Below are 26,908 nucleotides of genomic sequence, written 5' to 3' on the forward strand. Positions count from 1 at the left end.
AGCGCTGTTACCGCGCGGATGTTACGCCCGTTCATGTTGGTCGCGGGTTATCACCCAATCAATGTGGCAAGACAAGATTTACTGATGTCATTACATGCTGTGACATCAGTAACTTCAAGGGAATCAGTAGACGCGACGCGGCCAGGCCAAAACGATGGTCGATAGCGGTTGATGTGAGCAATAACTTATAAAAACGAGGAGAATGTCGTGCTAGAAGACTATCGTAAGCTCGTGGCCGAGCGTGCTGCCCAGGGGATCGTACCTAAGCCGCTTGATGCTGCACAGGTGGCGACGCTGGTGACACTGCTGAAAAACCCGCCGATCGGCGAAGAGACCTTTTTACTTGACCTGTTAACTCATCGGGTCCCCCCTGGAGTGGATGAAGCGGCTTATGTCAAAGCCGGCTTTCTGGCGGCGATCGCTAAAGGCGATGCCCATTCCCCGCTGATTTCCCCCGAGCGTGCGATTGAACTGCTCGGCACCATGCAGGGTGGTTATAATATACAACCACTGGTGGATGCGCTTGATCATGCCACGCTGGCACCGATTGCCGCCGGGGTATTAAAATCAATGCTGCTGATGTTCGACAGTTTCTATGACGTGGAAGCCAAGGCCAAAGCCGGTAATGCTTATGCGCTTGAGGTGATGCACGCCTGGGCCGATGCCGAGTGGTTTTTGTCGCGTCCGCCACTGGCGGAAAAAATCACCGTAACCGTGTTTAAAGTTACCGGAGAAACCAATACCGACGATCTGTCACCCGCACCTGACGCATGGTCGAGACCGGATATCCCGCTGCACGCTTTGGCGATGCTCAAGAATGCCCGCGAAGGCATCAATCCTGATCAGCCGGGTAGCGTCGGGCCTATCGGGCAGATAGAGGCGCTTAACCAACAGGGTTATCCACTGGCCTACGTGGGTGACGTGGTCGGCACCGGGTCATCGCGTAAATCCGCCACCAACTCCGTATTATGGTATATGGGCGATGATCTGCCGTATGTGCCCAATAAACGGGGTGGTGGGGTAGTTCTGGGCAGTAAAATCGCGCCCATATTTTTTAATACCATGGAAGACTCGGGCGCGCTGCCGATTGAAGTGGATGTTACCGAGCTGAATATGGGCGATGTGATTGACATCTACCCGTTTAACGGTGAAATCCGTCTGCACGATACCGACCGACTGTTGGCCACCTTCGCACTCAATACCGAGGTGCTGGTGGATGAAGTGCGTGCCGGCGGCCGTATTCCGCTGATTATCGGCCGCGGCCTGACCTCACGCGCCCGCGAGTCGCTGGGTTTACCCGCCAGTGAGATTTTCCGCCACGCCCGCGACGTGGCCGCCAGCACCAAGGGGTTTACCCTGGCGCAGAAAATGGTTGGCCGGGCTTGTGGTGTGACGGGGGTCCGTCCGGGACAGTATTGTGAACCCAAAATGACCTCGGTGGGTTCGCAAGATACCACCGGTCCAATGACCCGTGATGAGCTGAAAGATTTAGCCTGTCTGGGTTTTTCCGCCGATCTGGTGATGCAGTCGTTTTGCCATACCGCCGCCTACCCAAAACCGGTAGACGTGTTGACCCACCACACGCTGCCGGACTTTATTATGAACCGCGGCGGGGTTTCACTGCGTCCGGGAGATGGCATTATCCATTCCTGGCTAAACCGTATGTTACTGCCTGATACCGTCGGTACCGGTGGTGATTCCCATACCCGGTTCCCTATCGGCATCTCTTTTCCGGCCGGTTCGGGCCTGGTGGCGTTTGCCGCCGCCACCGGCGTGATGCCGTTGGATATGCCCGAGTCGGTGCTGGTGCGTTTTAAAGGCAAAATGCAGCCGGGTATTACGCTACGTGACCTGGTGCATTCCATTCCCTATTATGCGATTAAACAAGGGTTGTTGACGGTAGAGAAAAAAGGCAAAAAGAACATCTTCTCCGGCCGGATCCTGGAAATCGAGGGACTGCCTGAACTTAAGGTGGAACAAGCCTTTGAATTGGCGGATGCGTCGGCGGAACGTTCGGCAGCCGGTTGTACCATCAAACTGGACCAGGCACCGATCGTCGAGTACCTCAGCTCCAATATTGTGTTGTTGAAATGGATGATCAGCGAAGGTTACGGCGATCGACGCACGCTGGAACGGCGGATCAAGGGTATGGAAAGCTGGCTGGCCGAACCGCATTTGCTGCAAGCTGACGCGGATGCGGAATATGCCGCCATTATTGATATCGATCTGGCGGAGATTAACCAGCCAATACTGTGTGCACCAAACGATCCGGACGATGCGCGTCTGCTTTCTGAGGTGGCCGGCAATAAAATTGATGAAGTGTTTATCGGATCCTGCATGACCAACATCGGTCATTTCCGCGCAGCGGGTAAATTGCTCGATCAGCATAAAGGTCAACTACCAACCCGCCTCTGGGTGGCGCCACCCACTAAAATGGATGCTGCGCAGTTAACCGAAGAAGGTTATTACAGCGTGTTTGGCAAAAGCGGTGCGCGCATCGAAATTCCGGGCTGTTCTTTGTGTATGGGCAATCAGGCGAGGGTGGCCGACGGTGCGACTGTGGTATCTACCTCAACGCGTAACTTCCCTAACCGTCTTGGCAATGATGCGGATGTCTATCTGGCATCGGCGGAATTGGCGGCGGTGACCTCGTTATTGGGACGTCTACCGACGGTGGAAGAGTATTTGCAAGCCATTGCGTTGGTGGACAAGACAGCAGCAGATACCTATCGTTATCTGAACTTTAATAAATTGGCGGAATATACCGATAAAGCAGAACAGGTGATTTTCCAGACTGCAGTGTAGTTGTGCCTTCATCTTGTGCTGCGGCAAGTCTGCCGCAGCACATCGGTAAATGCTAATATCCCGTCTTTGCAAAATATGTTTGGCTCTATAGATAAATTGCTCTCCAGGAATGTCATTCGATAGGCATGTATGCAGAATATAATAATAAGAACCCTACCCTTCATCCCCCCCTGCCTGCAACGCGAATTATCTCGGTATAATTATTAAGTTATTTTAAGTGATGTGGTTATTATTTATTTTGTTATTATCATAACAATATTCCCTAAACCTATCGACGATTGAGTCTACTAAGACTCTTTGCTTAATTCAATATGGAAATTAACGGGTTTTTTCGTTATAAAATAGATGTTCTTATGACAAAATGGAGTAGTAGGCATTATGATTGGCGAAATGCGTTTTGGCGCGGTAAATAACATTACTACCACCAAAGGAATATATACTCGTGATAACTTCACTCATGCATCTTTTAACCGGTGGGGGGTTCAACAAGAATCGCTGAATGATTCGTTGCGTTACGTCAGAAATTCCCTCTCAAAATATGTTGTTTTCCAAGAAATAAATCATGTTGAACATGATGATACCCAACGGGAGCCCATACAAAAAAGTCTTATCTATGCAGGGCAACCGCAGGGACGGCGAGGAAAACGCCAATTAGGCGATCTACCCATTAGCCCAGAGAAAAGTGGCGATACCCTGAAACAGCAGACTGCCGATAACACCGGGCATCGTCATCGTCATGGGCATGGCGTAAAAGATCCCGATGGGATGACATCCGGCAGCTCGGCTGCAGATGTTTGTGCGAGTGTCGCCAGGAAAAATGAAAAATTTGAAAATAACAACATCGCTATTGATACCACACTTTATCAGGGAAGAACGTTGTTAACCAAGGCGGCAATGAAAGGCTGTGTTGCTGAATTGACAAAATTAATCACCTCAGGAGCCAATCCCTACGTGGTGAGCACCTCAGACCATAACAGAACACCGCTGATTTATGCGGCGAAGAACGGTCATAGTGAGGTAGTGGATATACTTCTTACTTTTTATCAAGCTTTCGGCGATATTAAGGGTATCAGATATGCTGATTCCACAGGAATGTCGGCGCTAATGTATGCTAGAAAAAATAATCATCAGAGCATATACCTTAAGTTGTTTTCAGCAGGTCAGCATGCGCGAAGTGATAGGCCTGCCGTTGACCATCAGTTTCCCCTTTGGGCGGGTGTCACTAACGGTTTGCGACCAAAAAGGAAACTTGCAGTAAGCAGCACCGACTTGCGGTTAGCCAACCGCGAGGACCGGGTGAAAAAAGCGCTTGAGCCGGCATCTCGCGACAACCCAGAAATCGGGGTGGATAGCTTGCTGGGTAACCTAGGCCGCATTAGCATCACACCCATCAACCCTGAGGATAATATTGCAATACTCCACGCCACGCAACGTGATGATATTTCGGCTATCGAGGCGTTATTGGCGCAAGGCGCCGATATTAACGCCGTCGACGACGAAGGGAAAACCGCGTTAATGTGGTCTTCACAGCGCGGTGCCTTGCAAATCGTGGAGACGCTGCTCGAACGTGGTGCCAACGTTGCCATTAAGGATCATGTTAATAAGACGGCGTTACATTATGCGATCGAGTCTGGCCATACGCCGGTGGAAGGCTTAATCATGCAATATATGCCAATCAATTCCGCCACCGCCACCCAGTCTACATTTGCTACCCATGCCTTCCGCTGGCTAAGAAGGGTGCTGCCGTTTGGCTAAATACGGGGTTAAATCCGTGACATTTGACCGGGGCACTCGGTAAAATCCAACTTAGCTAACGATCTTGCGCTGACAAAAGGGTAAAATCACTACCATCAGGTAGCCAGATTGATTGAGCGCGGCGCTGCCTTGCCGTTACGCGGATTATTTAGGGTATACAGCTATGGATTATGATTTTATTCGCGATATCTCTGGGCAGGTCAGCGTCACCTTTTCCATGGGACATGAAGCGCTTGGCCACTGGTTCAATGAAGAGGTCAAGGGCGATCTTGCGCTGTTGGATCAGGTTGAAGACAATCTGCGCCGGTTAGCCGGTGGTCAAGATAGCTGGCAGTGCATCGGTCATGAATATACGCTGTGGACCGATGGCGAAGAAGTTATCGTGCGTGCCAATGATATCGCTTTTGTCACTGACGAATTGGAGGAAGGTTTAAGTTATTACGATGAGGAGAGCCTGTCATTATGTGGCGCCGAGGATTTTCTACAGGTTGTCACTCAATATCGCGATTTTTGTCGTCATACCTGGTGAGTTTTATCAAGGGCGATATACCCGGCATACTTCATACTTCATACTTCATACTTCAGGTGTGTTGGCTTCATTTACATTGGATGATGCAATGAAAAGGAAGCCACAGACCAGTATTTTCTAAAATGATGATGACTGTTGACCCGTTATAACCGGTAGATTGCGACCATAATAAATCTCCCGCATTTCTTTATACAGCAGCTCGGTAATTTCTTTGCGCTCGGTGGCGCTTAAATCTTCCGGTTTTGCATTGAATAGGTAATGCTTTAAGTCAAAATCTTTTAACATCATTTTGGTATGAAAAATATTTTCTTGATAGATGTTAACATCCATCATGTGGTACTGGGCTTTCATATCCTTAGAAAGGAAGTTTTGGATAGAATTGATTTCATGATCTATATAATATTTGATGCCATTGATATCACGGGTAAAACCCCTAACCCGGTAATCCATGGTCACAATATCGGATTCAAGCTGATGAATCAGGTAGTTCAATGCTTTGAGCGGTGAAATCACGCCGCAGGTTGAGACTTCGATATCCGCGCGAAAGGTACAGAGTCCACCTTCAGGATGGCTTTCTGGGTAGGTATGTACGCAAATATGACTTTTGTCTAGATGGGCGACTACCGAGTTCGGCAACGGTCCGGGATGCTCTGACTTATCTATGCTGTGGGGATCTATCGGATCTTCACTGACCAAAATGGTCACACTGGCGCCTTGGGGTTCATAGTCCTGCCGCGCAACGTTCAGTATATTGGCCCCAATCATCGCACAGGTGTCGGTCAGAATCTCGGTAAGCCGGTTAGCGTTGTATTGTTCATCAATATAAGCAATATAACCATCGCGGTCATCGGCCGTTTTGGCATAACAAATATCATAAATACAAAAACCCAAGCTCTTGGTGAGATTATTAAAGCCGTGTAGTTTTAGCTTCTGCAATTGAGTTCACCCCCTTAATGGATGCCGTTAGTATCAGTATTAAGCTGTTAAGGCATTCAGTAAATATTGTGGCAGGGCAAAACTGCCGTTATGTATTGCTGGGTTATAATAGCGGCACTCAAGTCCCGCCGCCGCCACGCGTTGGCGCAATATTTCCGGGTCAAGGTGGCGCAACGCAGCATGTTGGCTGGCCCAAGCGAAGGTCATGATGCCCCCGTAATAGGTGGGCACCGCCGCTTGGTAAAAACTGACATCGCCAAAATAGTGGCTGAGCTTGCGATGACTATTTACCGCTTCATCCTGTTGTAAAAAGCAGACACCGTTTTGTGCGACAAAGATGCCACCTTCATTCAGGCAACGTGCGCAGCCCTGGTAGAAATCAGACGTAAACAGGCTGGCACCCGGCCCGATCGGATCGGTGCAGTCGGAGATGATCACATCGAACTTTTCTTGGCTGCCGGTAACAAAATTCACTCCATCGTCGATAACCAATGTGAAACGCGGGTCGTCAAACGCACCTGCGCTATGTCGAGGTAAATACTGGCGGCAAAAAGTGATCACCCCGGCATCAATTTCAACCATGGTGATCTGCTCCACGCCAGTATGACGACTGACTTCGCGCAGCATGCCGCCGTCCCCACCGCCGATAATCAAGACCTTTTTGGCCTGTCCGTGCGCGATAAGCGGCACGTGGGCCATCATTTCATGATAAATAAATTCATCGCGTTCCGTGGTTTGTACCACGCCGTCCAATGCCATGACGCGACCAAAGGCAGCATTTTCAAAAATAATCAAATCCTGGAGGTCGGTTTTTTGCCGATATAAAAGGGTATCCATGGTGAAATGCTGGCCAAAATGGGCGTGCAGCGTCTCATTCCAGGTGTCTGTAGGTGACTCAATAGGCTGTGGCATGATCAGGCTGATCCTCGGCGTTACCGCCATGGGAAAACGGCGCAATATAATAGCGAAATCCGTACCGGGTTGCACGGATGATTTTCACACTAACGAAAATACAGATGCGCTATTTAGCGTAGGCGAGCAGACTGAGCGAATTGGTGGCCAGGCTTTCACATTTTTTCGGCGTGGGGATGGCGATACCGCTTAGATCGTGGTAGCTGTCCTCACCCAGGGCACGCATGTTGTAGCTGCCGTAATTGCTGAGATCCCAACGGTTTTGTTGAGCGAAGATGAGAATGGCGCGATGGATCTGTGCATTTGGCATATCCGTATAGCCACAATTATTTTTAAGGAAAACGAACACGGCGGTTAAATCAGCCATATCTTCGGCTTCGGGTTCGGTTAAGGCTTGTGACGCAGTGGAAAAACCCAGTATCCCGAGCAACAGCATCACCAATAGGGAGTGTTTCATGTTAAAGCCTGAATCAAAAATTAGAGACTGGCGTTATCATATTTCATGATTTTCGCCCTGGATTTTCTTCGTGCGCCAGATGGGTGACGTTAGCGATATTATACTCAATTATGGAGCAAGTTGCGCTAATTGTCCCGTCTCCTTAAATAAAAAAATGCCCTTTCGCCAGGCTTCGGACATGAGCGGTGATGCACCGATTGTACGCTGGAGGCGCGTCTTGGCAAAGCTGAGACTCAGGGACCTGCGGTTGATGCTAATGTTTAAACTGAATGGTGGTGGTTGAGTGGCTGCTTTATCTGACATAACCACATCGTCACTACATCGTCACTACATCGTCACTACAGCATAACTATACTATTATCGTGCTATTTTTTGCCATCGGTGTGAATAAATTCCACGGCGACATAATTGTTTATTATTCTCATGCAACCAAAATGAGTTATTATTTAAGCACTAAATAATATCAACACTAAATAAGGCAATAAGCGTTCCAAATTATGGTAGAGGTGAGGACTAAATAATTTTAACACTAAATAAGGCAATAAGCGTTCCAAATTATGGTAGAGGTGAGGACTAAATAATTTTAACACTAAATAAGGCAATAAACGTTCCAAATTATGGTAGAGGTGATGTCAGTATAACGTGATGAAGGTAAGGTTTTTTGAGTCTTTTTTTAGTAAAATCCCCCCATGTTGTATCGACATGGTTTTATTGTAAATCAATAAAGTGCTTTTTACATACGGATTAACTATTCCTTTGTTTATATTCCCCATGGGATGAACTATTTTTATCTAATTCATAATGGATATGGTTTTTTAATATTTTTCACGGAAGATACATGTTGAACAGCTATGCCCTTGATGTAGGGGGAAATCGTGTGTGACAACATCACCGCTTAATAATATTATTTATGTGAGGCTAATATATGACATGTCAAACTGGAGTCGCTACGGCGTCGACTCATTCCTACCCGGTGCCATCATCTATTTATTTATGCTGTATATCCGTTAGCTGTAATACGATTTCTTTAGATTGGCGAACAGGGGATTGTGGTTGTGATGAATATACCTACTTCTATATTTATGATGGTTCATCGGTTGTTGGCGGCACGTCGGCGAGTTGCTACACCGTTGTCGGCTTATGCCCTTGTTCTTATCACAATCTCTATGTGGTGGGCATCAAACGCTGTCAAGGCAATGCTGTCTACAGCAACATGTTGACAGTCCAGACGCAGGGTTCGCAACCGGTCTATCCCGATTGTGGACCTCATTATCCCACGCCGTCACAACCACAGCCAAACGCTAATCCATCAACATTTTCACCAAATGACACGGTGATTTTGAATGCCAGACCGAATAATCAAGGAGGACGCTGTTATCCCGCCGCGCCCTGTATGCCACAGTCAAACGCTAATCCATCAACGTTTTCACCCTATGACACGGTGTTTTCTAATGCCAGACCGAATAATCAAGGGGGATGCTGTTATCCCGCCGCACCCTGTATGCCACAGCCAAACGCTAATCCATCAACGTTTTCACCCTATGACACGGTGTTTTCTAATGCCAGACCGAATAATCAAGGGGGATGCTGTTATCCCGCCGCGCCCTGTGATTTAAAAGCGGAGGTCCAACAATCAGTGAGCGTAAATCTGAGGTGGCACGGGAATAATGGCAACGCCCGCAATACCTGCTTCCACGTTTACAAGGATTGTGCCGAAGTGGCGGTCACCTATGATAACTTCTGTCAAATTTGCGATTTATGCCCAGGGCGGCAGTATAATTTTTACGTATACGCACAAGACCGCTACGGCAACTGGAGCCCTTGCAGCAACGTTGTGACTGTTCCCACCAATGGGTATCCTTGTTGTTAGATTCACCGATAATGCGTTATCGCCGGTTAAAAAGGGTGGTGACGCATTACTCATCGATCGTATTTCAAGCCCCTCGCTGCAGGTTATGGTAAAATCTGTTCCCTCACTTTATTTTTGTATGCGACTTTGTTATGAAACACACTGTGGAAGTTATGATTCCCGCCCAGGATATTGCGATGCGTATCGCTCAGCTTGGCCAAGCGATCAACCAACACTACCAGCACAGCGGCAGTGATATGGTGTTAGTCGGCCTACTGCGAGGGTCTTTTATTTTTATGGCCGACCTGTGCCGGGCCGTGACGGTACCCCACGAAGTGGATTTCATAACCGCCTCCAGCTATGGCAGCGGCATGAGCAGCACCCGGGATGTGAAAATTTTAAAGGATCTGGATGAAGACATTCGTGGCAAGGATGTGCTTATTGTGGAAGATATCATCGATTCCGGCAATACGCTGAGTAAGGTCCGCGAAATCTTGCAGCTACGCCAGCCTAAATCCTTGGCCATCTGCACGCTGTTGGATAAGCCCGATCGCCGCGAAGTGCCGGTGCAAGTCGAGTGGGTGGGTTTTACCATCGCCGACGAATTCGTGGTGGGTTATGGCATCGACTATGCCCAACGCTACCGGCATTTGCCCTATGTGGGCAAAGTGGTTATGCAGGACTGAGTTCCTTGCGCGGGCAGATACCTGCCCGGCTAAACGCAATCAACTCTCATGCGGGTGCAATAGCGTGGCGATGCCTTGGCGGTAACGTTGTTCCAGGGTTTCGCGACTGGTGGCAGACACATCGAGATCGCGCAATAAACCATCATGTATACTGTATACCCAGCCATGCAGCGTCACTTTTTGACTGCGTTTCCAGGCCGAACGCATGATGGTAGAATGACCCAGGTTGTAAACCTGTTCGATCACGTTTATTTCACATAAGGTATTGATTCGCTCGTCGGGATGAAGCTCGCCCAGCAGTGAGCTATGCTTGTACCACAAGTCGCGGATATGCAGTAGCCAGTTGTCTATCAAACCCAGTTCAGGATTATCAATGGCTGCCTGAACGCCGCCGCAGCCATAATGGCCGCAAATAATGATATGTTCGACCTCAAGCACATCCACGGCGTATTGCACTACCGACAGGCAGTTGAGATCGGTATGGATGACCAGGTTGGCAACATTGCGATGGACAAACAATTCACCGGGTTCCAGCCCGGTCAACTTTTCCGCCGGTACCCGGCTATCCGAGCAGCCAATCCAGAGAAATCGAGGCTTCTGAGCCAGTGCTAATCGTTCAAAAAAACCTGGATCTTCTTCTTTGAGGTGCTTGGACCAGATTTGGTTGTTGCTGATAAGGTTTGTAATGTCTCTCATTGTGGTTTTTAGCCCGTAACGACCTAATGCTATGCGTTAATATAGGCTACTCGGGCAATTTTTTAAAATAATTCGTCACTTTCGTTTAGGATAAGGTAACCCGTTACATATGACATATGCTTTGGAGTTGGAGCAGTTGACCAAGACCTACGCAGGAGGCGTACAGGCGTTAAAAGGGATTAATCTTAATGTGGAGGCCGGTGATTTTTATGCCTTGCTTGGTCCGAACGGCGCAGGCAAATCTACCACTATCGGTATTATTAGCTCATTGGTAAATAAAACGGCCGGCAAAGCCCGGGTGTTTGGCTATGACATCGATAAAGATATTGTTAACGCTAAACGGCAGTTAGGTCTGGTACCGCAGGAATTCAATTTTAATCCGTTCGAAACCGTCGAGCAAATCGTGGTGCACCAAGCTGGGTATTATGGAGTTGAGCATGCACTCGCAGAGGTTCGGGCGGAAAAATATTTAAAACTGCTGGACCTATGGACCAAACGTAGTGAGCGGGCGCGGATGTTGTCCGGTGGGATGAAACGCCGCTTAATGATAGCCCGTGCATTAATGCATGAACCCAAACTGCTGATCCTTGATGAGCCCACCGCCGGGGTAGATATTGAGCTGCGTCGTTCCATGTGGGGGTTTTTACGTGATCTCAACAGTAGCGGCACCACGATCATCCTCACTACCCATTATCTGGAAGAAGCAGAAATGCTCTGCCGCAATATAGGCATCATCCAAAATGGTGAACTGGTGGAAAATACCTCCATGCGCAACCTGCTGGGCAAGTTAAAATCTGAAACCTTTATCCTTGATTTGGCAGCGAAAAGCCCGCTGCCGAACCTACAGGGATATCGTCACCAACTGCTTGATACCAGCACTCTGGAAGTGGAAGTGATGCGCGAGCAAGGTCTGAACAGCTTATTCAGCCAATTAAGTACCCAAGGGGTACAGGTATTAAGCATGCGCAATAAAGCCAACCGCTTGGAAGAGTTGTTTGTCTCACTGGTTAAAGACGACCGGGCCAGCAAGAGGGCCGCTAAATGATGCATTTATATTGGATTGCGTTAAAAAGCATTTGGCGCAAGGAAGTTAACCGTTTTGGCCGTATCTGGATCCAGACGCTGGTGCCACCGGTGATCACCATGGCCCTTTATTTTATTATCTTCGGTAATCTCATTGGGTCACGCATTGGTGAAATGCATGGGTTTTCCTATATGCAGTTTATTGTGCCTGGTCTTATCATGATGTCGGTAATCACCAATGCTTACACCAATGTCGCTTCATCGTTTTTCAGTGCCAAGTTTCAACGTAATATTGAAGAACTGCTGGTGGCACCGGTGCCAACCCATGTGATCATTGCCGGCTACGTTGGCGGTGGGGTGGCGCGCGGGATTTGTGTCGGCATTCTGGTCACGGCGATATCGCTGTTTTTTGTGCCGTTCCATGTGCACTCCTGGTGGGTGGTCGGTGTGACGCTTATTTTAACCGCCGTGTTGTTCTCTTTGGCCGGGCTGCTCAATGCGGTATTTGCCAAAACTTTTGATGATATCAGCCTGATTCCGACGTTTGTATTGACGCCGTTAACCTATTTGGGCGGGGTGTTTTATTCTCTTTCCTTGTTGCCGCCGATTTGGCAGGCAGTATCGAAACTCAATCCCATTGTTTATATGATTAGCGGTTTTAGGTTTGGTTTCCTCGGCATAAGCGACGTGCCGCTCACCTTCACCTTGTCGGTATTGGTGGTGTTTATTTTGGTATTTTATGGCTGGTGCTGGTATTTGATAGAGAGGGGGACTGGGCTGCGGACCTAGAGTATGCCCGTCATACTTCGCGCTACAGGTGCGTTGGCTGTCCTCGCTCACCCCAGTCTTTTACTCATGTAAGCTCCTGGGGTTTGTCGCGCTGCCCAGGCCGTTAGGCCAGCTGTACCGGTACGGCTTTTGCGGTGCGTTTTAACTGGTTGTCAGCGTCGAAGTAGGCCACTTTGGGCTGATGGTGGCGGGCTTCTTCGTCGGGTATCTGCACGTAGGCGCAGACGATCAGCAGATCACCTACGCAGGCGCAGCGGGCCGCAGCGCCGTTAACCGAGATGATGCGAGAACCACGTTCGGCGGCGATAGCATAGGTGGAAAACCGTTGGCCATTGTTGATATTGTAGATATCGATGGCTTCATATTCTAGTATCCCCGCCGCGTCGAGAAAATCCTGATCGATGGCGCAGGAGCCTTCGTAGTGCAGATCTGCCTGGGTAACATGGACCCGGTGCAGCTTACCTCTCAACATAGTCCGTAGCATAACGTTAAACCTTTTCGTCTCTGTTCCCATCGGAACCGGAGGATAGAATAAACCCGGTCGCTAATCCGGCTAAAGGATTAAATCGACCGCTGCGTTATCAATTAACCGCGCTTTGCCCAGCCAGGCGGAAAGCAAAATCACCGCCCTGGCGCTGTCAGCGTTCAGCGGGCGCAGGGTAGACGCGTCGCGAATGTCCAGCGAATCGGGCTTGAGGCCCCCCTGAGATAAGCGTTGTGCCGCTTGCGCCAGCAGGTCATCGATTTGCCGATCGCCATTTTTCATCTGGGTGACGATAAACTCCAGCACCTCGTGCAACTGTGGCGCCAGTAGCCGTTCATCCGCGGTGAGATAACCGTTGCGCGAACTTAAGGCCAAACCGTCTTTCGCCCGTACCGTCGGCACGCCGACAATCTCGATATCGTAGCCCATGTCGGTGACCATTTGGCGAATCAACGCCAGTTGCTGATAATCCTTTTGGCCAAAACAGGCGATATCGGGCTGTACTAAATTAAATAATTTGCTCACGATGGTCGCCACCCCACGAAAATGACCCGGGCGGATGGCACCTTCTAGAATGCCGGAAAAGCGTGGAACGTCAACATAGGTCTGTTCGCTCAGTCCTTGTGGATAAATCACTGCCGCCGCCGGGGCAAAAACCGTATCTGCACCGCGGCGGGTAAGTTTTTCACAATCCTCCTGCAGACTGTGCGGATAAGCGGCCAGATCATTGGGGCGGTCAAACTGCATCGGATTAACAAAAATACTGACGATCACCCGATCGGCGCGGGCGCGGGCTTCATCCACCAGGGACATATGGCCATCGTGCAGATTACCCATGGTCGGCACCAGCGCAATGCGTTTGCCCTCCAGCTTCCACCGCTTAACCGTTTGTCGTAATACCGGTGGAGTTTCTATAATTAACACGCTAGCTCTCCTGTGTGTCACTGTGAAATCACAGTATCCTGCAACGTCAAATTGATCGGGTTTGCTTATTGAAAACTGTGCTCCGGGCCGGGAAACAGGCCTTGTTCGACGTCGTGGATAAATCCGCTCACCGCCGAGCGGATATCGCCCCCCTGCGCCAGGAAATTTTTGGCGAATTTGGGCGTGCCCTGGCCGGTGATGCCCAGTGCGTCCTGCATGACCAGTATTTGTCCATCGGTAACGTTGCCGGCACCAATGCCAATGGTCGGTATAACCAATGCTTGGGTCACGCGTTGTGCCAACGCCACCGGAATACATTCCAATACCAGCAGTTGCGCACCGGCGCGTTCAAGAGCCAACGCATCGCGCAGCAGTTGTTCTGCACTGTCTTCGTCGCGGCCCTGGACCTTATATCCGCCAAATATATTCACCGACTGGGGGGTCAATCCCAGGTGTCCGCATACGGGTACCGCACGTTCGGTCAGCCCCTTAACGGTCTCTGCCAGCCAACTGCCGCCTTCGAGTTTCACCATATTGGCTCCGGCGCGCATCAGGGTAGCTGCGCTCTCAAAGGTTTGGGCCGGAGTAGCGTAGGACATGAACGGCAGATCGGCCAACAATAGGCACGTCGGGGCGCCACGACGCACACATTGCGTATGGTAGACAATATTGTCCACCGTGACCGGCAGCGTGGAACCGTGGCCCTGCATGGTCATGCCTAATGAATCGCCCACCAACATCACCTGAATACCTTCTTGTTCAAACAAGCGAGCAAAGCTGGCGTCATAGGCAGTAATTGAAGCAAATTTACTTTGCTGCTGTTTTTTGGCGCGCAAATGCGAAATAGTGGTCATTTTCATCACAACCTCCGTCTGGGCGGTAACGTCTTATGGGTAGGCAATGGCGGATTATTCTAAAGGAACCTGTTAACCGGCGATAGCATTGTCTGTGGAAAACATGCGGTCAACCCGCTTGCGTATCCGGCCGATAAGTCGTGCAATGGTGAGTGGGATAGGGGAGGGGCGCGGCTACCAGCGCCGTGGACGAGAATCTGGCGTCCAGAGCGTTAACCCGTTGATGGGCACTTGTGATAATCGATCGCTTAAGTATTCGCCGTCGGGGAACCTCAGGTCGGGAGCCAGTTCGGCCAAGGGATAAAGCATAAATTCGCGGTTTTTCATATCATAGTGAGGGACCGTTAACCGCGTGGTGTGCAGCGTCAGGTCGTCAAACAGCAGAATATCGAGATCCAATGTGCGTGGGCCCCAGCGCTCGGCCTTGCGTGTGCGGCCTTGCCGCTGCTCGATCGCCTGGGTGTGATCAAGCAGTTGTTCGGGTGATAGCCGGGTCTCAAGCGCCACGACCGCATTGAGGTAATCAGGTTGATCCTGCGGCCCCAGCGGCCGGCTGCGATAAAAAGAAGAGCAGGCGGCCAAACGGGTACGCGGCAGACGGGACAGGGCGCTTAGCGCTGCGCTGACCTGCGCCAGCGGTTGCGCCAGATTGCTGCCGATGGCTAACCATACCCACGCCATGTCTTATGCGGGATCGCGGTGCGGCGTGCGACGGCGCGGGCGACGTGGCCGGGAGGGTTTTTCATCTCCAAGCGTGGTCAGCAGGTTCTTCTGTCGCGGTGGTGCGGCGACCTGAAATTCACCCCACCATTGCGTCAGACGTTTCAGCTCGGCATTATTTTCCACTTCGCCACGCAGTGCCAGTAGATCGTAGCCTGCGCGAAATTTCGGATGTTCCATCAGCTTAAACGCGCGTTTGCCCTGGCGCCGGGACAGCCGAAGTTGCAGCGTCCAAATATCGCGCATCAGCGTGGTGAGTCGTTTGGGTATGGCCAGCGAACGGCACTGCTCGTCGAGAATATCATTCAAGGCCAGCGAAAACGCGTCGAAATAAGCCAACCCACCCTCCTGGGCCAACTTCTGCGCTTGCTCCAGCAGTGGGTACCAGAGCATGGCAGAAAACAGGAATGCTGGATTCACCCGCATGTCGCTGTGAATACGCTGATCGGTGTTTTTCAGCACCTGAGTGATCATGCATTCCATGAAACTGTCGCTGTCGGGCGTGAAGTTGCGGCTGATTAATGGGAACATCGGTTGGAACAACTGGTATTCACACAGTAGGCGATAGGTCGGCTCACCATAACCTGCCTGCAGCAGCTTAAGCGATTCTTCGAACAACCGGGCCGCCGGAATATCATGCAGTAACGATGCCAAGCGTGGAATCGGTTCGGCGGTAGCCGCCTCGACGGTCATGTTCATTTTGGCGGCAAATCTTACCGCGCGCAGCATGCGTACTGGATCTTCCCGGTAGCGGGTTTCAGGATCGCCAATCAAACGAATAATGCCGTCATGCAAATCGCGCAGTCCACCCGTGTAATCCCGCACGGAAAAGTCAGCCACGCTGTAGTAGAGGCTATTGATGGTAAAATCCCGGCGTTGGGCATCTTCTTCGATGGAACCGAAGATATTATCCCGCAGCAGCATGCCGTTTTGCCCCTGCAGCGCAGCGACGGGCACGTTGTCATCGACGACCTGGGTAAGGTGGTTACCCCGGAAGGTCGCCACCTCGATGATCTCCGGTCCGAACATCACGTGGGCCAGGCGAAACCGTCTGCCTACCAGCCTGCAGTTACGAAACAGCTTACGCATCTGTTCCGGCGTGGCGTTGGTGGTGATATCAAAATCCTTTGGTTTTCTCCCCAGCAGCAGATCGCGTACACCGCCACCGACCAGATAAGACTCGTATCCCGCCTTGTTTAAACGATAAAGCACCTTCAGTGCATTTTCACTGATCTCTTTACGGGAGATGGAGTGCTGGTCGCGCGGGATAATCGTCAAAGAGCGTCTATCCTCAGGTGGTGGCGTTGCCTCCGTACTTTCACGGCTAAGCACTTTACGGCAGAAGTTGGCTACTCGGGTAAAAATAGTACACCTCAATAGTAACAAATAAACAGGAGCATCTAAAAACAGCAGCTAATCATAGCTCACCCTGCACCCTTTGAGAATGCATGGGCATGTGTTGTGCCCTGCGGCGAAATGGGAATGGTCGCCAGGGACCAATGCATAATGGCCCAGTCTACCATACTCTCTAGGCTCATATCCCGCCAGCCTTGCGTTAACGGTTGATTTAAAAAAACTAACGCATCGGCAAGTATCGGGCGGGGGTCGCCATCGCAAAGCGCTGGCGCATGGTTCTGCTTGGATAATTTAGTGCCGTCAGCGGTCAATACCAGCGGCAAATGCAAATAACCCGGTTCTTTATAACCTAATTGCCGGTAGAGTGCCAATTGGCGAACGGTCGGCTCGATTAAATCCGCACCACGCACCACCTCGGTCACACCTAGCGCCGCATCGTCAACCACGACCGCCAGATTATAGGCAAACAGTCCATCGCGACGACGAATGATAAAATCTTCCCGCGCCAGCGCCGGATCAGCCTGGATATCACCACACAGGCGATCGTGGAAACCCAGAACGGGCAGCGTCTGGTGCAAGCGCACTGCGGTGTTGTGTGCAGCTAAGTGGCGCTGGCGGCAGTGACCGTCATAGCAACCGCCAAGGTGTTGGATGCGGGCACGGGTGCAATCGCAGTGATAACTGAGTCCACGTTGCGCCAGATCGGCGAGTACGTCCAAATAGGCCTGACTGCGCTGGGATTGATAGACAACGGGTCCGTCCCAATACAGCCCATAATGGGTTAATTGCCGTAAAATAGTCTCGGCGGCACCGGGGACTTCGCGTGGGGGATCGATATCTTCAATGCGTACGTGCCACTGTCCGCAACACGAGCGGGCCTGGAGAAAACTTCCCAGCGCGGCGATCAAGGAGCCGAAATGTAGGGCGCCCGAAGGCGAAGGGGCAAAGCGCCCCAGGTAAGTGCTGTGTGCAGCCATAGAGTAGGTAAAAAGAATCCATACGGAAATCGCGGTGTCACGACCCTGTTCCTTGGGTCACACCGCGGTAATCCGAATTGATTATTTAACCGGCCATCTGCTTTTCGCGGATTTCAGCCAGGGTCTTGCAATCAATGCACAAATCGGCGGTTGGCCGCGCTTCCAGGCGGCGAATTCCGATCTCAACGCCACATGAATCGCAGTAGCCGAAATCTTTATCTTCGACTTTTTTCAGCGTTTTTTCGATCTTCTTAATGAGCTTACGCTCGCGATCACGGTTACGCAGTTCGAGGCTAAATTCCTCTTCCTGAGCGGCTCGGTCCACCGGATCAGGGAAGTTGGCCGCTTCGTCCTGCATATGTGAAACAGTCCGACCCACTTCATCCCTAAGCTGGTGACGCCATGCATCGAGGATGAGACGAAAATGCAGCAGTTGAGCCGCGTTCATGTACTCTTCACCCGGCTTCTGCTGGTACGGTTCCACCCCGGCGATGGCGAGAATGCTCAAGGAGGATGTCTTACGGTCTTGCTCTTCTTGCATGTTGCTTCTCCTTCTTAACACGCACTATACCCGTCATATTACGCGTTGCAGGTGCGTTGACCGCGCTGGTTTACCCGAATCACTTATTTGAGTCAGTGATTCGGCATTTTCTCGCTAGCCGCTTTCCCGCAATTCGGAACCTATAGGGTATATCGATCCCCAATGTGGGGAAAAACAGGCCGCTATAAATAACAGATGGCGTGGAAGTTGGCAATTATTCCTGACGCCTACTTGACAAGACTGTGAAGAAAGGCGTAACGGGCGGGAGGGTAACATGAGGAAAATCGGGATGTTTTACCCTAATTCCTCTAAACCCGCCTTTAAATAAATAACGGCAATGTATGATCTAACCACATGCCGTCAGGTGATAATTGCGCACCGTAGCAAATAATTTCTACGCCATTGCGCTGTGCCTGCAATACCAAATCGGCATAATGTGGGTCAATGTGCCGGGCGGGGGCAACCCGGGTGATCCCGGAGTGCAACACCGCGAAAAACAGTACGGCACGATGGCCCAGTTCCGCCATTGCTTGTAATTCTCTTAAATGTTTTTGTCCGCGTAATGTCACCGCATCTGGAAAGTAACCTGAATCCTGTTGCAGTAATGTGACGGATTTCACCTCAATATAGCAGTCGGCGCGATTTTCCGCTGCTAATAACCAATCAATCCGACTATTTTCTACGCCATAGCGTACTTCCGCCGTCAGTTGATCATAGCCGGCAAGTTCGGCAATGACACCGGCGCGCAGCGCCTCGCCAACGAGCTGATTGGCACGCAGAGTATTGACACCTATCCATTGACCACCAGTGGTTTCCGTTAGTTCCCAACTATATGGATAACGGCGTTTACGATTATCTGAGGTGGAGTACCAAACCCTGTCACCGGGCACGGCACAGCCCGTCATGGCGCCCGTATTGGCGCAATGAAGGGTTAATGCTTCCCCGTCCGGCGTGATCACATCCGCCAGAAAACGTTTATAGCGTGAAACCAGTTGGGCTGGTTTTAACATAGGGCTGAATTTCATAGCGGTCCCGGGGCGAATCCTTCTTGTGGGGCCAACGGCCAGTTTTGCAACAATTTGTAAGTCCTACGGCCATGTTCATCACTCGACGCATACAGTCCGAAACTATCGGCTTCAATATGCCACCCCGGCGCGGCGGGTGGCAGGGCCACCGCGTGAGTTGCCTGCCTAAACAGCGTGATATGCGGGTGAAAAGGTAACGGATGTTGGTAGCATCCGCTGCGGGCCGCGCGCGATCGCAGCCACTGCGCCAATTGCAGCAGCCCGCGCGGCGCGCGGCGCATTCCGAGCCAGACCACCCCAGATCCGGGCCAATGCCCGCAATCGTCCAGCGTGAAGGTAAAGGACTTTTGTTGCAATCGGATGGCAGCGGCACGAAGCGCTCGCTCCTTATCGGCGCTGACATCGCCTAGAAACGCCAGCGTCAGATGCAGATTCCCCGCCGCCACTGGCCGGCCGGTTTCTATGGGGAAATGCCCGGCGCGCCAATCCACCACCTGGTGGCAAATAGACTCGGGTAACGCCAAGGCGAAAAAGAGTCGGCGGCTTGCGGTCATCGGATTCCTTAATTTCTGTCCTTCAATCAAGCGATGCTACAATGCCCGTCTCGGAATGTTAACCTTTTATGGAGACGTTGTGGCGTCCTTACCGGTCAGTGCCATTGTCGATGAACTGCTCAGCGCGTTGCAAACTGCGCCGCAAATCCTGCTGCACGCACCTACAGGCGCGGGTAAATCCACCTGGTTGCCGTTAGAGATTTTACGGCGCGCCGGGCTGCCGGGACGAATATTGATGTTGGAACCGCGTCGCTTGGCTACCAAAAACGTAGCGTTGCGATTGGCGCAGCTTCTGGGTGAACGTCCTGGGCAGTCAGTGGGTTACCGGATGCGCGCTGAGGTGTGCAGCGGTCCTGACACCCGATTGGAGGTGGTGACTGAGGGGATCTTAACGCGGATGCTGCAACAGGATCCGGAGCTGACCGGCATCTCGTTGGTGATTCTGGATGAATTTCACGAACGTAGCCTGCAGGCCGATTTGGCCCTGGCGTTGTTATTGGATGTGCAGCAAGGCCTGCGTGCGGATTTACGCCTGTTGATTATGTCCGCAACGCTTGATGACCGTCGGTTAATGTTGTTGTTGCCCGACGCACCGACAATCAGTTCCGTCGGCCGCAGCTTCCCGGTGGAGCGGGCCTACCATCCGTTGCCCACCCAGGGCCGTATGGAACCGGCGATCGCCGCAGCGGTGGGCCGGATGTTACAGTCGTACGACGGTTCGCTGTTACTGTTTTTACCTGGGGTCGGCGAGATCCGTCGCGTTCTGGCCTTGTTAAGCGCCAGCGTGGCCCCGGAGGTGGATCTTTGCCCACTGTACGGTGCTTTGTCGCTGGACGAACAGCAACGTGCCATTAGGCCGGCCGCCGATGGACGGCGAAAAGTGGTGCTGGCGACCAATATCGCCGAAACCAGTCTGACCATCGAAGGGATCCGACTGGTGGTGGATTGTGGGTTGGAGCGGGTGAGCGAATTCGATCCACGCAGCGGCCTGAGCCGATTGAAAACGCAACGTATCAGTCAGGCGTCAATGGCGCAGCGTGCTGGCCGTGCCGGACGACTGTCGCCCGGGGTATGCTGGCATCTGTTTGGTCAGGGACAGGCTGAGCGCGCACCCGAACATAGCCAACCGGAGATATTACACAGCGATTTAAGTGGATTTTGCCTGGAACTGCTGCTGTGGGGCTGTAACGATTTACAGCAATTAAGCTGGCTTGACCTACCGGCCGATCCCATGTTGGCGGCGGCCAACCGTACACTGCGCCAATTGGGCGCGGTCGATGTGTCGGGGCGGCTGACGTCTGCCGGGCGCACGATGGGGGAGTTAGGTTGTGATCCGCGACTGGCGGCGATGCTCTGCCATGGTCATCGCACCGGATCTGGCTTGGCGACCGCCGCCCTGCTGGCGGCAATTCTGGAGGAGCCACCAAGAGCCGGATCGACCGATCTGCGCGATTATCTGGCACACCCAATGCCTCATTGGTTACGCCGTGCCAAACAATTGGCCAAGCGGCTGTCGCCCCGCTGGGGCAACCCGGACAGCGCGCTGGCGCCCGGGTTGCTGGCCTGGGGTTTTCGTGATTGTATCGCCCGCCGCCGCGATGCGACGGGCCGTTATCAACTGGCCAACGGCCTGGGGGGCGCGTTGTATCCTGATGATCCATTGTCAGGCTATGAATGGCTGATCGCCCCAGGTTTACTCCAGTTATCTGCCAGTCCTGACGCCAGCATTCGGCTAGCGCTGCCGGTGGACATTGCGGCATTGACGACGGACCATCCCGATTGGCTGACCGTGACCACCGCCATGGCGTGGGACAAGGACAAGGGTGCTTTACGGGTGCTGCGGCGGGAGCAATTGGGTCAGTTGGTGCTGCGTGAGCAGCCACAGGCTAAACCTTCCGCCGAGCTGATGCAGCAGGCGCTGATGGCCTGGATTGCCGAGCAGGGGTTGTCCGTGCTCAATTGGGATGAACCCGCACTTCAACTGCGCGAACGCCTGTTTTGTGCCCGTGAGTGGCTGCCGGAGCGGCCATGGCCGGCGGTGGATGATGCCGGGTTGTTGGCAACATTAGCCCAGTGGCTACAGCCTTCCCTGCACGGTGTGCATGATGTGCGCGCCCTACGCCAGGTCAATCTTGGTGAAGCCTTAATGCGGTTACTGGACTACTCGCAGCGTCAACGACTGGATACTGTGCTGCCCAGCCATTACACTGTGCCCACCGGTAGCCGCCTACCCATTCGTTACCAGCGCGGCGAGCCGCCGGCGCTGGCGGTCAGAATGCAGGAGATGTTTGGCGAGCGGCAAAGCCCTACGGTGGCGGAAGGGCGGGTTGGTTTGGTGCTGGAGCTATTGTCACCCGCACGCCACCCGTTGCAGATCACCCGCGATTTGGCGGCATTTTGGCAAGGCGCTTACCGTGAAGTGCAAAAAGAAATGAAAGGGCGCTATCCCAAACACCTGTGGCCGGATAATCCGGCTCAGGCAGTAGCGACCAGGCGTACCAAAAAGTACTCGCAATAATGATTTCAGAGATTTCCTCTGCCGGGTTCCTAGGCTGAGGAATAGAGTAGGCGGCTTATCCGCCGGTAGTATGGAGAATCACAACGATGTCTGGGGATGATCGCGAACCTATTGGACGTCACGGAAGACCGTCTGGCCAGAAAGCAACCAATACGCCACCGGGACGACGAAACCGGGATGATTATGATCAGCACGATGGTGATCAGGAAGATAATGATCAAGAGGAAAAGCCAATGCCACCGCGTAAAGGAAAATCACGCCCACCTAACCCGCCGAGAAAAAGACGGCGCCTGCTGGGATTCTTCATCAAACTCTGTTTGGTGCTGGCGGTCCTGCTGGTGATCTATGGCGTCTATCTTGACGCACAGATCCGCAGCCGCATTGACGGCAAGGTATGGCAACTTCCAGCGGCGGTTTATGGCCGGATGGTCAATCTTGAGCCTGGCATGCCTTATAATAAAAATGAAATGGTCAATCTGCTCGAAGGCATGCAGTATCGGCAGGTGACCCGCATTACCCGTCCTGGGGAGTTTACCGTGCACGCCAACAGCATCGATATGTTGCGGCGGCCGTTTGATTTCCCCGACGGCAAGGAGCCGCAGGTTCATGCGGTGCTGACCTTCGATCACAATAGGCTGCTGCAGATCCAAAACCAGGACACCCAGCGCAATTTTGGTTTTTTCCGTCTCGATCCGCGGTTGATCACCATGCTGCAATCGGCCAATGGCGAGCAACGGCTGTTTGTGCCGCGCGCCGGTTTCCCCGATTTGCTGGTGCAAACCCTGATCGCCACCGAAGACCGCCATTTCTATGAGCATGACGGCATCAGCCTCACTTCCATTGCGCGTGCGCTGCTGGCCAATATTACCGCCGGGCGCACGGTGCAGGGCGGTAGCACGCTGACCCAGCAATTAGTTAAAAACCTGTTTTTGACTAATGAACGCTCCTTGTGGCGCAAGGCCAATGAAGCGTATATGGCGTTGATTCTGGATTATCGCTACAGCAAGGATCGCATCCTGGAGCTGTACCTTAACGAGGTTTACCTTGGGCAGAGCGGTAGCGATCAAATTCGCGGTTTTCCTTTGGCCAGCCTCTATTATTTTGGCCGTCCGGTGGACGAATTGAGTCTTGATCAGCAGGCCATGCTGGTGGGTATGGTCAAAGGTGCGTCGCTGTATAATCCTTGGCGCAACCCGAAGTTGGCGCTTCAACGTCGTAATGTCGTATTAAAATTGCTTCAAGATCAGCAGGTTATTGATGCTGACTTGTACAATATGCTCAGTGCCAGGCCGTTGGGCGTTCAGCCGCGCGGTGGGGTTATCACGCCCCAACCGGCCTTTATGCAGATGGTGCGTCAGGAGTTGCAGGAAAAACTGGGCGATAAGATCGACGGCCTGTCCGGTGTAAAGATCTTTACTACCTTGGATCCCATTTCGCAGGATGCAGCGGAAAAAGCGGTGGAGGCCGGCGTGCCGGCGTTACGTGCCGGACGTGGTGTAAAAGATCTCGAGACCGCAATGGTGGTGGTTGACCGGTTTAGCGGCGAAGTCCGCGCTATGGTGGGAGGTGCTGATCCACAGTTCGCTGGTTTTAACCGCGCGATGCTAGCCCGCCGTCCGGTGGGGTCACTGGCGAAACCCGCGACCTATCTCACCGCACTGAGTGAACCGGATAAATATCGACTGAACACCTGGCTGGCCGATGCGCCACTTGCGCTCAAACAGCCTAACGGCACGATCTGGGAGCCGAAAAACTACGATCGAAAGTATAGCGGCAAGGTGATGCTGCTCGATGCGTTGACCTATTCGCTCAATGTGCCTACGGTTAATCTGGGTCTGTCGGTGGGGCTGGCGAATATCAGCGTGACGCTGCAAAAACTGGGCATACCTAAAGATGTGATCAATCCGGTGCCAGCGATGCTGCTCGGTGCGATAAGCCTGACGCCGGTGGAAGTCGCCCAGGAGTACCAAAGTATTGCCAGTGGAGGCAATCGCGCGCCGTTATCGGCAGTAAGGTCGGTGATTGCCCAAGACGGTAAGGTGCTCTACCAAAGCTTCCCCCAGGCGGAACGGGTGGTGCCGGCCCAGGCGGCTTATCTGACGTTATATGCTATGCAGCAGGTGGTGGCGCGTGGTACTTCCCGTTCGCTGTCGGTGAAGTTCCCGAATTTTCATCTGGCGGGTAAAACCGGTACCACCAACGACCTGCGTGATAGCTGGTTCGCTGGCGTGGACGGCAAAGAGGTTACCATCACTTGGGTAGGACGGGATAATAACGGCCCGGCCAAACTGACCGGGGCCAACGGTGCGCTGACCTTGTATCGCCGCTATCTGGAGAACCAACCGCCGCTGGCATTGAATCTGATACCGCCAGAGGGGATCAACCAGATGGCTATCGATTCTGCAGGTAATTTCGTTTGTAATGGCGACAGTAGTCTGCGCACCATCCCGGTGTGGACCTACAACCCCGAGTCGCTATGCTTGGCCAGCCAACCAGCACCGGAACAGCCGCTGCTGCCGCAGGATCAGTCCAACCAGCCGGGTCAACAGCAACCCAATCAGCAGCAGCCTAACCAACAAAAAGGCAGCGACGGCGTCGCCGGCTGGATTAAGGACATGTTCGGCAAATAAGCTCAAAAAACCCCGGTACGCCGGGGTTTCCTTCCTATGACCAACCGGTGTCCATGGGCAAGGGTGCTAGCACGACATAAACGAATTCCTCTTGCAGTAAACAATCCCTTCCGCCTATCATTGCATCTTTGAATAATTATCATTTACTTTATTGGGCCTATGCAAGCTACCGCGCCTCCTTTTGTCGCCGCTACAACAACCGCGCAGAACGTCACTTTCACCTTGGACGAGGTGAGTTTTGCCGTACCGGGACGAGTATTACTCCAGCCGCTAACGTTTTCTTTTCCCCAAGGGAAAGTCTGCGCACTGATCGGTCATAATGGCTCGGGCAAGTCCACCCTATTGAAAATCCTGGGTCGGCATCATGAGGCAACGAGTGGTGTGGCGCGACTTGACGATAAGTCGGTGGGGCAATGGGACAGCAAAGCCTTTGCACGCAAGGTGGCCTATCTGCCGCAGCAATTACCGCCGGCTGAGGGAATGACTGTACGTGAATTGGTCGCCTTGGGGCGTTATCCCTGGCATGGCGCGCTAGGCCGTTTTGGCAGCGTCGACCGCCAGCAGGTGAACGACGCTATTGCGGCGGTTGGATTAGTTTCCCTGGCCCAGCGGTTGGTCGACAGTCTTTCCGGCGGTGAGCGGCAGCGTGCCTGGTTGGCCATGACGTTGGCACAGGATAGCCGCTGTCTCCTGCTTGACGAACCGACGTCGGCGCTGGATATTGCCCATCAGGTTGATGTGCTGGCCTTGATTAAGCGCTTGAGCCGCCAGCGTGGCCTGACGGTTATCGCCGTGCTGCATGATATCAACATGGCGGCGCGCTACTGCGATTGGCTGGTGGCGCTGCGCAACGGTGCCATGATTGCCCAAGGAATGCCGGAGGAGTTGATGCGCGGCGAGGTATTGGAGCATATCTATGGTATCCCGATGGGCATTTTGCCTCACCCGAACGGCGGCGCGCCGGTGAGCTTTGTGATGTGATGCTGATGCCAGGTGACGTGACGCATCTCAACCGGCGACGGCTGCTAAAAGCATTGTTGATGTTGCCGCTGTTGCGCTTGCCGGCGGTGCAGGCCGATGAACCACCTGTAGCCCGGCGAATCATCGCCTTGGAATGGCTGCCAGTGGAGTTATTGTTTACCTTGGGTGTCACGCCGCTGGCGGTCGCCGGCACCCGAGATTACCGGCAATGGGTCCAGGAGCCGGCGTTGCCGGCGCAGGTTATTGATGTGGGCCAACGCAGCGAGCCAAATTTTGAACTGCTTGCTGAACTGCGACCTGATTTGATTCTCTATTCGGCGGGTTACGGGCCACGTCCTGAGCAATTGTCAGCTATCGCGCCCGCCATGGGGTTTAGCTTTACCGACAAGCGGGGCAAACCTCTGGATGTGGTGCGCGCCGGACTGCTGTCTTTAGCGCAGCGTCTGGGACTGGATCAGGTCGCCCAGGCACATTTAGCTTTTTTTGACCGGCAAATAGCGCAAACCCGGCTACAGTTGGCGTCTTATCGCGAGCAACCCTTGCTCGTCTTTTCCCTGTTGGACGAACGTCATGCCCTCATCGTGGGTAAAACCAGCTTATTTGGCCAGGTCATGGAGCAACTGGGTATCGTTAATGCGTGGCAAGGCGACAACAATTTCTGGGGTACCTCAGTGATCGGGATTGAGCGGTTGGCCATGCTGCCCCCGGCGCGAGCCCTGTGCATGGATCATGGTAATGGCGAGATGCTGACGCGGCTTGCCGCGACGCCGCTTTGGCGGGCCATGCCCTTCGTACGGCGTCATCAACTGCGGGTGGTATCGGCGATCTGGATTTACGGGGCGACCTGGTCCGCGTTACGTTTTTGCCGGGCGCTGCGACAGGTGGAAGCACAGTGGTAATTTATTTA

The 26,908-nt window shown here is 52.7% G+C and carries 23 protein-coding genes; 10 read left to right on the forward strand and 13 right to left on the reverse strand.

Annotation, left to right across the window (positions count from 1 at the left end; all coding sequences use genetic code 11):
- Window positions 1–207: 207 nt before the first annotated feature.
- From acnB to SJI19_RS14900, 3 genes are all read left to right on the forward strand, one after another.
- Window positions 208–2,805 (forward strand): bifunctional aconitate hydratase 2/2-methylisocitrate dehydratase, encoded by a 2,598-nt coding sequence (gene acnB / locus SJI19_RS14890; protein ID WP_323479053.1) that lies wholly within the window; start codon window positions 208–210, stop codon window positions 2,803–2,805.
- Window positions 2,806–3,183: 378 nt separating this feature from the next.
- Window positions 3,184–4,560, forward strand: coding sequence for an ankyrin repeat domain-containing protein (locus SJI19_RS14895; protein ID WP_323479054.1), 1,377 nt, complete (start codon window positions 3,184–3,186; stop codon window positions 4,558–4,560).
- Between the two features lie 163 nt (window positions 4,561–4,723).
- Window positions 4,724–5,089 carry a YacL family protein gene (locus SJI19_RS14900; RefSeq protein ID WP_323479055.1) on the forward strand — a complete coding sequence of 122 codons (366 nt, stop codon included), beginning with the start codon at window positions 4,724–4,726 and terminating at the stop codon, window positions 5,087–5,089.
- Window positions 5,090–5,206: 117 nt separating this feature from the next.
- On the opposite strand, the gene speD is transcribed toward SJI19_RS14900, so the two are convergent.
- The 3 genes from speD to SJI19_RS14915 form a co-directional block, all read right to left on the reverse strand.
- Window positions 5,207–6,025, reverse strand: a complete 819-nt coding sequence (gene speD / locus SJI19_RS14905) for an adenosylmethionine decarboxylase (protein ID WP_323479056.1) — start codon at window positions 6,023–6,025, stop codon at window positions 5,207–5,209.
- Window positions 6,026–6,064: 39 nt separating this feature from the next.
- Window positions 6,065–6,937, reverse strand: a complete 873-nt coding sequence (speE, locus tag SJI19_RS14910) for a polyamine aminopropyltransferase (RefSeq protein ID WP_323479057.1) — start codon at window positions 6,935–6,937, stop codon at window positions 6,065–6,067.
- A gap of 109 nt (window positions 6,938–7,046) precedes the next feature.
- Complete coding sequence (locus tag SJI19_RS14915) at window positions 7,047–7,394, reverse strand: YacC family pilotin-like protein (RefSeq protein WP_323479058.1); 348 nt, start codon at window positions 7,392–7,394, stop codon at window positions 7,047–7,049.
- A gap of 2,001 nt (window positions 7,395–9,395) precedes the next feature.
- Here SJI19_RS14915 and hpt point away from each other — a divergent pair.
- Complete coding sequence (gene hpt, locus SJI19_RS14920; protein WP_323479059.1) at window positions 9,396–9,929, forward strand: hypoxanthine phosphoribosyltransferase; 534 nt, start codon at window positions 9,396–9,398, stop codon at window positions 9,927–9,929.
- 39 nt (window positions 9,930–9,968) lie between these two features.
- Here the strand turns inward: hpt and can are convergent, their stop codons facing one another.
- Entirely contained in the window at window positions 9,969–10,625 is a 657-nt protein-coding gene (can, locus tag SJI19_RS14925) for a carbonate dehydratase (protein ID WP_323479060.1), read from the reverse strand.
- Between the two features lie 109 nt (window positions 10,626–10,734).
- Between can and SJI19_RS14930 the strand changes: the two genes are divergently transcribed.
- A complete protein-coding gene (locus SJI19_RS14930) occupies window positions 10,735–11,670 on the forward strand; it encodes an ABC transporter ATP-binding protein (protein WP_323479061.1) in 936 nt (311 codons plus the stop codon).
- The gene (locus SJI19_RS14935) at window positions 11,667–12,437 is read left to right on the forward strand and encodes an ABC transporter permease (RefSeq protein ID WP_323479062.1); all 771 of its coding nucleotides are present in this window, start codon (window positions 11,667–11,669) and stop codon (window positions 12,435–12,437) included. Before SJI19_RS14930 ends, SJI19_RS14935 begins: the two co-directional genes overlap by 4 nt.
- Before the next feature lie 103 nt (window positions 12,438–12,540).
- Here SJI19_RS14935 and panD read toward each other — a convergent pair whose 3' ends face one another.
- From panD to thpR, 9 genes are all read right to left on the reverse strand, one after another.
- Entirely contained in the window at window positions 12,541–12,921 is a 381-nt protein-coding gene (gene panD, locus SJI19_RS14940) for an aspartate 1-decarboxylase (protein ID WP_323479063.1), read from the reverse strand.
- Between the two features lie 69 nt (window positions 12,922–12,990).
- On the reverse strand, window positions 12,991–13,845 hold the full coding sequence (gene panC, locus SJI19_RS14945) for a pantoate--beta-alanine ligase (RefSeq protein WP_323479064.1): 855 nt from the start codon (window positions 13,843–13,845) through the stop codon (window positions 12,991–12,993).
- Window positions 13,846–13,910: 65 nt separating this feature from the next.
- Entirely contained in the window at window positions 13,911–14,705 is a 795-nt protein-coding gene (panB, locus tag SJI19_RS14950; RefSeq protein WP_323479065.1) for a 3-methyl-2-oxobutanoate hydroxymethyltransferase, read from the reverse strand.
- Between the two features lie 168 nt (window positions 14,706–14,873).
- Window positions 14,874–15,380: a 2-amino-4-hydroxy-6-hydroxymethyldihydropteridine diphosphokinase gene (gene folK / locus SJI19_RS14955; protein ID WP_323479066.1), complete on the reverse strand. Its 507-nt coding sequence runs from the start codon at window positions 15,378–15,380 to the stop codon at window positions 14,874–14,876.
- A gap of 3 nt (window positions 15,381–15,383) precedes the next feature.
- Complete coding sequence (gene pcnB / locus SJI19_RS14960) at window positions 15,384–16,784, reverse strand: polynucleotide adenylyltransferase PcnB (protein ID WP_323479098.1); 1,401 nt, start codon at window positions 16,782–16,784, stop codon at window positions 15,384–15,386.
- A gap of 59 nt (window positions 16,785–16,843) precedes the next feature.
- Window positions 16,844–17,752, reverse strand: coding sequence for a tRNA glutamyl-Q(34) synthetase GluQRS (gene gluQRS, locus SJI19_RS14965; protein ID WP_323479067.1), 909 nt, complete (start codon window positions 17,750–17,752; stop codon window positions 16,844–16,846).
- A gap of 85 nt (window positions 17,753–17,837) precedes the next feature.
- Entirely contained in the window at window positions 17,838–18,293 is a 456-nt protein-coding gene (gene dksA / locus SJI19_RS14970) for an RNA polymerase-binding protein DksA (RefSeq protein WP_323479068.1), read from the reverse strand.
- 320 nt (window positions 18,294–18,613) lie between these two features.
- Window positions 18,614–19,318: a DNA/RNA nuclease SfsA gene (sfsA, locus tag SJI19_RS14975; RefSeq protein WP_323479069.1), complete on the reverse strand. Its 705-nt coding sequence runs from the start codon at window positions 19,316–19,318 to the stop codon at window positions 18,614–18,616.
- Window positions 19,315–19,872, reverse strand: a complete 558-nt coding sequence (gene thpR, locus SJI19_RS14980) for an RNA 2',3'-cyclic phosphodiesterase (protein ID WP_323479070.1) — start codon at window positions 19,870–19,872, stop codon at window positions 19,315–19,317. Before thpR ends, sfsA begins: the two co-directional genes overlap by 4 nt.
- A 79-nt stretch (window positions 19,873–19,951) precedes the next feature.
- Between thpR and hrpB the strand changes: the two genes are divergently transcribed.
- From hrpB to fhuD, 4 genes are all read left to right on the forward strand, one after another.
- Window positions 19,952–22,390, forward strand: a complete 2,439-nt coding sequence (hrpB, locus tag SJI19_RS14985) for an ATP-dependent helicase HrpB (RefSeq protein WP_416347552.1) — start codon at window positions 19,952–19,954, stop codon at window positions 22,388–22,390.
- Window positions 22,391–22,476: 86 nt separating this feature from the next.
- A complete protein-coding gene (gene mrcB, locus SJI19_RS14990) occupies window positions 22,477–25,020 on the forward strand; it encodes a bifunctional glycosyl transferase/transpeptidase (protein ID WP_323479072.1) in 2,544 nt (847 codons plus the stop codon).
- Between the two features lie 159 nt (window positions 25,021–25,179).
- Complete coding sequence (gene fhuC, locus SJI19_RS14995) at window positions 25,180–26,001, forward strand: Fe3+-hydroxamate ABC transporter ATP-binding protein FhuC (protein ID WP_323479073.1); 822 nt, start codon at window positions 25,180–25,182, stop codon at window positions 25,999–26,001.
- On the forward strand, window positions 26,001–26,900 hold the full coding sequence (gene fhuD / locus SJI19_RS15000) for a Fe(3+)-hydroxamate ABC transporter substrate-binding protein FhuD (RefSeq protein ID WP_323479099.1): 900 nt from the start codon (window positions 26,001–26,003) through the stop codon (window positions 26,898–26,900). Before fhuC ends, fhuD begins: the two co-directional genes overlap by 1 nt.
- The last annotated feature ends 8 nt before the right edge of the window (window positions 26,901–26,908 follow it).

The sequence above is a fragment of the Acerihabitans sp. TG2 genome (genome assembly GCF_035013185.1).
Taxonomy (GTDB): domain Bacteria; phylum Pseudomonadota; class Gammaproteobacteria; order Enterobacterales; family Enterobacteriaceae; genus Acerihabitans.

Excerpts from the sequence above, each read along its gene's own strand:
- SJI19_RS14895 (WP_323479054.1), top strand. The coding sequence starts at position 3,184 with ATGATTGGCGAAATGCGTTTTGGCGCGGTAAATAACATTACTACCACC.
- SJI19_RS14900 (WP_323479055.1), top strand. The coding sequence starts at position 4,724 with ATGGATTATGATTTTATTCGCGATATCTCTGGGCAGGTCAGCGTCACC.
- speE (WP_323479057.1), bottom strand. The coding sequence starts at position 6,937 with ATGCCACAGCCTATTGAGTCACCTACAGACACCTGGAATGAGACGCTG.
- SJI19_RS14915 (WP_323479058.1), bottom strand. The coding sequence starts at position 7,394 with ATGAAACACTCCCTATTGGTGATGCTGTTGCTCGGGATACTGGGTTTT.
- hpt (WP_323479059.1), top strand. The coding sequence starts at position 9,396 with ATGAAACACACTGTGGAAGTTATGATTCCCGCCCAGGATATTGCGATG.
- can (WP_323479060.1), bottom strand. The coding sequence starts at position 10,625 with ATGAGAGACATTACAAACCTTATCAGCAACAACCAAATCTGGTCCAAG.
- SJI19_RS14930 (WP_323479061.1), top strand. The coding sequence starts at position 10,735 with ATGACATATGCTTTGGAGTTGGAGCAGTTGACCAAGACCTACGCAGGA.
- SJI19_RS14935 (WP_323479062.1), top strand. The coding sequence starts at position 11,667 with ATGATGCATTTATATTGGATTGCGTTAAAAAGCATTTGGCGCAAGGAA.
- panD (WP_323479063.1), bottom strand. The coding sequence starts at position 12,921 with ATGCTACGGACTATGTTGAGAGGTAAGCTGCACCGGGTCCATGTTACC.
- panB (WP_323479065.1), bottom strand. The coding sequence starts at position 14,705 with ATGAAAATGACCACTATTTCGCATTTGCGCGCCAAAAAACAGCAGCAA.
- folK (WP_323479066.1), bottom strand. The coding sequence starts at position 15,380 with ATGGCGTGGGTATGGTTAGCCATCGGCAGCAATCTGGCGCAACCGCTG.
- gluQRS (WP_323479067.1), bottom strand. The coding sequence starts at position 17,752 with ATGGCTGCACACAGCACTTACCTGGGGCGCTTTGCCCCTTCGCCTTCG.
- dksA (WP_323479068.1), bottom strand. The coding sequence starts at position 18,293 with ATGCAAGAAGAGCAAGACCGTAAGACATCCTCCTTGAGCATTCTCGCC.
- sfsA (WP_323479069.1), bottom strand. The coding sequence starts at position 19,318 with ATGAAATTCAGCCCTATGTTAAAACCAGCCCAACTGGTTTCACGCTAT.
- thpR (WP_323479070.1), bottom strand. The coding sequence starts at position 19,872 with ATGACCGCAAGCCGCCGACTCTTTTTCGCCTTGGCGTTACCCGAGTCT.
- mrcB (WP_323479072.1), top strand. The coding sequence starts at position 22,477 with ATGTCTGGGGATGATCGCGAACCTATTGGACGTCACGGAAGACCGTCT.
- fhuC (WP_323479073.1), top strand. The coding sequence starts at position 25,180 with ATGCAAGCTACCGCGCCTCCTTTTGTCGCCGCTACAACAACCGCGCAG.
- fhuD (WP_323479099.1), top strand. The coding sequence starts at position 26,001 with ATGCTGATGCCAGGTGACGTGACGCATCTCAACCGGCGACGGCTGCTA.